4 protein-coding genes are annotated in these 3,533 nt (G+C 35.0%); 3 read left to right on the top strand and 1 reads right to left on the bottom strand.

Going from position 1 to position 3,533, the window contains the following annotated elements; translation table 11 throughout:
- Nucleotides 1-1,308 (top strand): DUF2135 domain-containing protein (locus WBM60_RS17695; RefSeq protein WP_424283433.1); only part of this gene is annotated, 1,308 nt, incomplete at its 5' end.
- Here WBM60_RS17695 and WBM60_RS17700 read toward each other — a convergent pair.
- Complete coding sequence (locus WBM60_RS17700) at nucleotides 1,305-2,405, bottom strand: DUF4421 family protein (protein ID WP_424283434.1); 1,101 nt, start codon at nucleotides 2,403-2,405, stop codon at nucleotides 1,305-1,307. The genes WBM60_RS17695 and WBM60_RS17700 overlap by 4 nt on opposite strands.
- Nucleotides 2,406-2,619: 214 nt before the next feature.
- On the opposite strand from WBM60_RS17700, the gene WBM60_RS17705 reads away from it, so the two are divergent.
- Both WBM60_RS17705 and WBM60_RS17710 read left to right on the top strand, forming a co-directional pair.
- Complete coding sequence (locus WBM60_RS17705) at nucleotides 2,620-3,153, top strand: peptide-methionine (S)-S-oxide reductase (RefSeq protein WP_424277316.1); 534 nt, start codon at nucleotides 2,620-2,622, stop codon at nucleotides 3,151-3,153.
- A gap of 184 nt (nucleotides 3,154-3,337) precedes the next feature.
- Nucleotides 3,338-3,430 carry a GIY-YIG nuclease family protein gene (locus tag WBM60_RS17710; RefSeq protein ID WP_424278628.1) on the top strand — a complete coding sequence of 31 codons (93 nt, stop codon included), beginning with the start codon at nucleotides 3,338-3,340 and terminating at the stop codon, nucleotides 3,428-3,430.
- Nucleotides 3,431-3,533: the final 103 nt, after the last annotated feature.

Genomic DNA, 3,533 nt, shown 5'->3' on the forward strand with positions numbered 1-3,533 from the left:
ATAAAATTAGTAGATGGCGACGATTTAAATCCGGGAGCAATAGATGTAATAACCGCATTGAAGGGAAGAGCAGCCGGGGTATATAGCTTGGGAGGTGAAGTTTATATTAGGGGAGGGGCGCCTCAACTGAAGGGTAGAGCAATTCCTGCAATTTATGATGTAGACGGAATGGTCCTAAGAACTCTTCCTTTTTTAACAGTAGAAAATATTGACCGGGTAGCGATAATATCAGGATTAGCCGGTACGGTAAGATATGGTAGTATTGCCAGAGGTGGCGTGGTGGTCATAAATACCATTGGCTCTCCAATTAGACGGGGTTCTGAAACCAATAAAAACTATGACAAGGCACGACTGCGCAATAATATCTATAATAATGATGCGATTACTGAAAATCGGAGTAATGCCCCTAGTTATTTGAAGGAATTATATACGTGCAAAGAAAATCTTGCTGCCAGAGAAGTTTATGAAAAGTATTTGTCGAGATATGCAAACGACCCATATTATATTATTGATACCTATCTATTTTTCCACGATTCCGGTGATGAAGTTTTTGCAAAACTAATTTTGGAGAACAACATGAAGGTTATTGAAAGTAATCCTATTTATGCTAAAGCTATGGCATTTGCTCTGGATTATACCAAAGAGCACGATAAGGCCAAAGAATTGTATAAAAAGATATTTATTTTAAGGCCAGAATTTATGCAATCATACAGGGATATGGCAAATAGCTATAGAACAATTGGAAATTACAAAAAAGCTGCAAACATGTACATTCGCTATCAATATTTAATTGAAGAAGGGATTTTCTCTGATGATAATTCAGCTATTCAAACGGTAATAGATGGAGAAATGAATAACCTTTTTGTGCTTCATGGCAAAAAGTTTATGAACGATTCTAATGTAATTGGCTTTAATAATTATACTAAGAATAAAGGCGAAACCAGATTATTTTTTGAATGGAATGACAGTGAGGCAGAATTTGATTTGGAATTTGTTAATCCAAAAAAAAATAATTTTATCTGGGAACATACATTGGAGAGTGCTGCCGAACGGGTTAAGGACGAGAAAACCATTGGGTATTCTTCTGAAGAATTCTTTGTTGATGGGTCGTTACCGGGAAAGTGGCAGATAAATGTTAATTACAAGGGAAATAAAAAATTATCTCCGGTTTATATAAAATTAACCAAATTCACAAATTATAATACGCCTTCTCAAAAAACTCATGTTTCTGTCTTTCGTTTGGCAGTGAAAAATGTAAATCAGAAATTAACCGATTTTGATAATTTAGTTACGCTATCCACTAATTAAATAGACTTTTTGATAGCCTTTATTCTATATCCGAGCGCAAGCTTTCCGCTTAAAAGCGTAAAAGCACCTTTATTGCCGTAACCAACATAGGACATATCGGTAGAAGTAACCAGACTTATAGTCGTATAAAATCGGTTCCATTTATAGCCAAAAAGTGCCGACCCATTTAGTTTATAAACCATAGGATTTTTTGAACTATAGGAGACGGTCTCTGCTTCTGCGTTTTTAATAGTTAAACCAAGTCCTGCTTTTGCTCCTAACGCTATATAAAAATTTGCAGGTAGCCTGAAGAGACTAACCACACCACCCATTATGCCAATCCCATAATTAGTTAAATTGGTAATTCTTGCCTGTTCATTAAAATCCGGGATAAACTCCTCAGGTACAATAGATTGTTCTGCCGAGATCTGGTTATAAAGTATAAAACCTCCCAGACCAAATGAAAATATATTCCATTTTTTGGCTGAAAGACCTGCATTTAAGGAGGTCTGTGAGTATCCGTCGGTATTAAACAAGTATAAATAATCAACACCTCCGGCTATAGATTTGATATCATCTCTGAAAATACTGGTACTATTTATGGAATTTTTAATATTAAATCCCCTATAGACCTGGAAATAGAAGTCAATTATATTCTGTTCTAATATTAATCCACCTCTTAAGTCAAATCGATCTGTATTTTCTGTGTTTCTATTTTTCAAATTATAGGTAAAATCAAGGATCAACTTACTCGTTGCAACTCCAACACCAATGCCATATAAGTCATTAGGGGTGTAGGAGAGACGCACATTATCATTGGACAATCTGAAACCTTGTGCTTTAATATTCCCGAAAAGCCTGATCGACCAGTTATTCAGATCACGATCAATAAATAATGAATCTAGCCGATTTATAGTTTTCAGCGAATCTGTTTGGCGCACATCCTGAGACCAGCAAAGTGAGTTTATAAGCAATAAAAGGAGTAGTAATAATGTCCCTTTTGGAAAAGAATACATAATCGTCACCAATGTCGTACGGGAACTAATTAACTTATGAAAGTAACTGCTTAGTGGTGCCGTACTACTGTCCGCCATTTCAAAATCGGGATGATATGTCATTATACAATCAGCACTAAAGATACTTAAAATATATAGGCGTTTTTTAATGATTTTACCTTCCCTAAATATGGTTGCCGGAAATTGGATTATTCAGATTGAAGTGTATTTTCAGTCTTATAATTTGTAAACTTTTGATAGAAGTTACGTCAGAATAAAAGTATAGTACAAACAGGGTTTTAGATTATACTTTTGTTGAATATTGAATTGGGGTAAAATGAAAATTGAAAAGATTGGTTTGGGGGGTGGCTGCCATTGGTGTACAGAGGCCGTGTTTCAAGCCCTAAAAGGAGTTGAAAAGGTGGAGCAGGGATGGATTTCAGCTGTGGACGCGGAGGAATATAGCGAAGCGGTTGTACTCCATTTTGACCCAAAGATTATTTCTCTAAAAGATTTAATAGAGGTGCATCTCTATACACATAGGAGTACTTCTGATCATTCATTGCGCAAAAAATACCGTTCCGCTGTTTATACCTTTTCAGCGGCTCAGCAAAAAGAAGTAGACCAGATTTTAAAACACCTTCAAAAAGATTTTCAGGATACGCTTATAACAGGTGTATATAGCTATAAAGAATTTAAAATGTCGCCAGAGTCATTTCAAAATTACTATCAGAAAAACCCAAACAAGCCTTTTTGCAAGACGTATATAGACCCTAAAATAGAAATACTTCTGAGAAGATTTCCTAAGAATGTTATGGAGGTTCCTATCGACCCAATAAAAAATAACGAAGAACATAAGTTTAAAAAATAAAATAGGAGCTTCTTAGTTCGTGTTAAAAATTCTTATTTTTGTGCCCCTGTAAACTTTTGAATTGCAGTATTTGGCCTCATAGTTCAACGGATAGCCCCGATAGCTCCTTCTCCATAGTATTACGAAGGAGAAGCTATCGGGGGAAGTTTACTTAAATTTTGTATAGTAAGAATCCTTTTTGATGATGAATTATGTTTATATAATCCAATTAAAACTTGATAAATCTTTTTATATCGGCAAGACTTCTGATTTAAAAAAAAAGATTGGACTTTCATAATTCATATGACCTAAATAAGGGAATTACCAGAAGAAAAATTCCATGGGATTATTATCATATTCTTGAAATGGAAAATGCTGTTACCGCGGCAAGGATTGAACGA

The sequence above is a fragment of the Eudoraea sp. genome, from assembly GCF_049669105.1.
GTDB lineage: Bacteria > Bacteroidota > Bacteroidia > Flavobacteriales > Flavobacteriaceae > Eudoraea.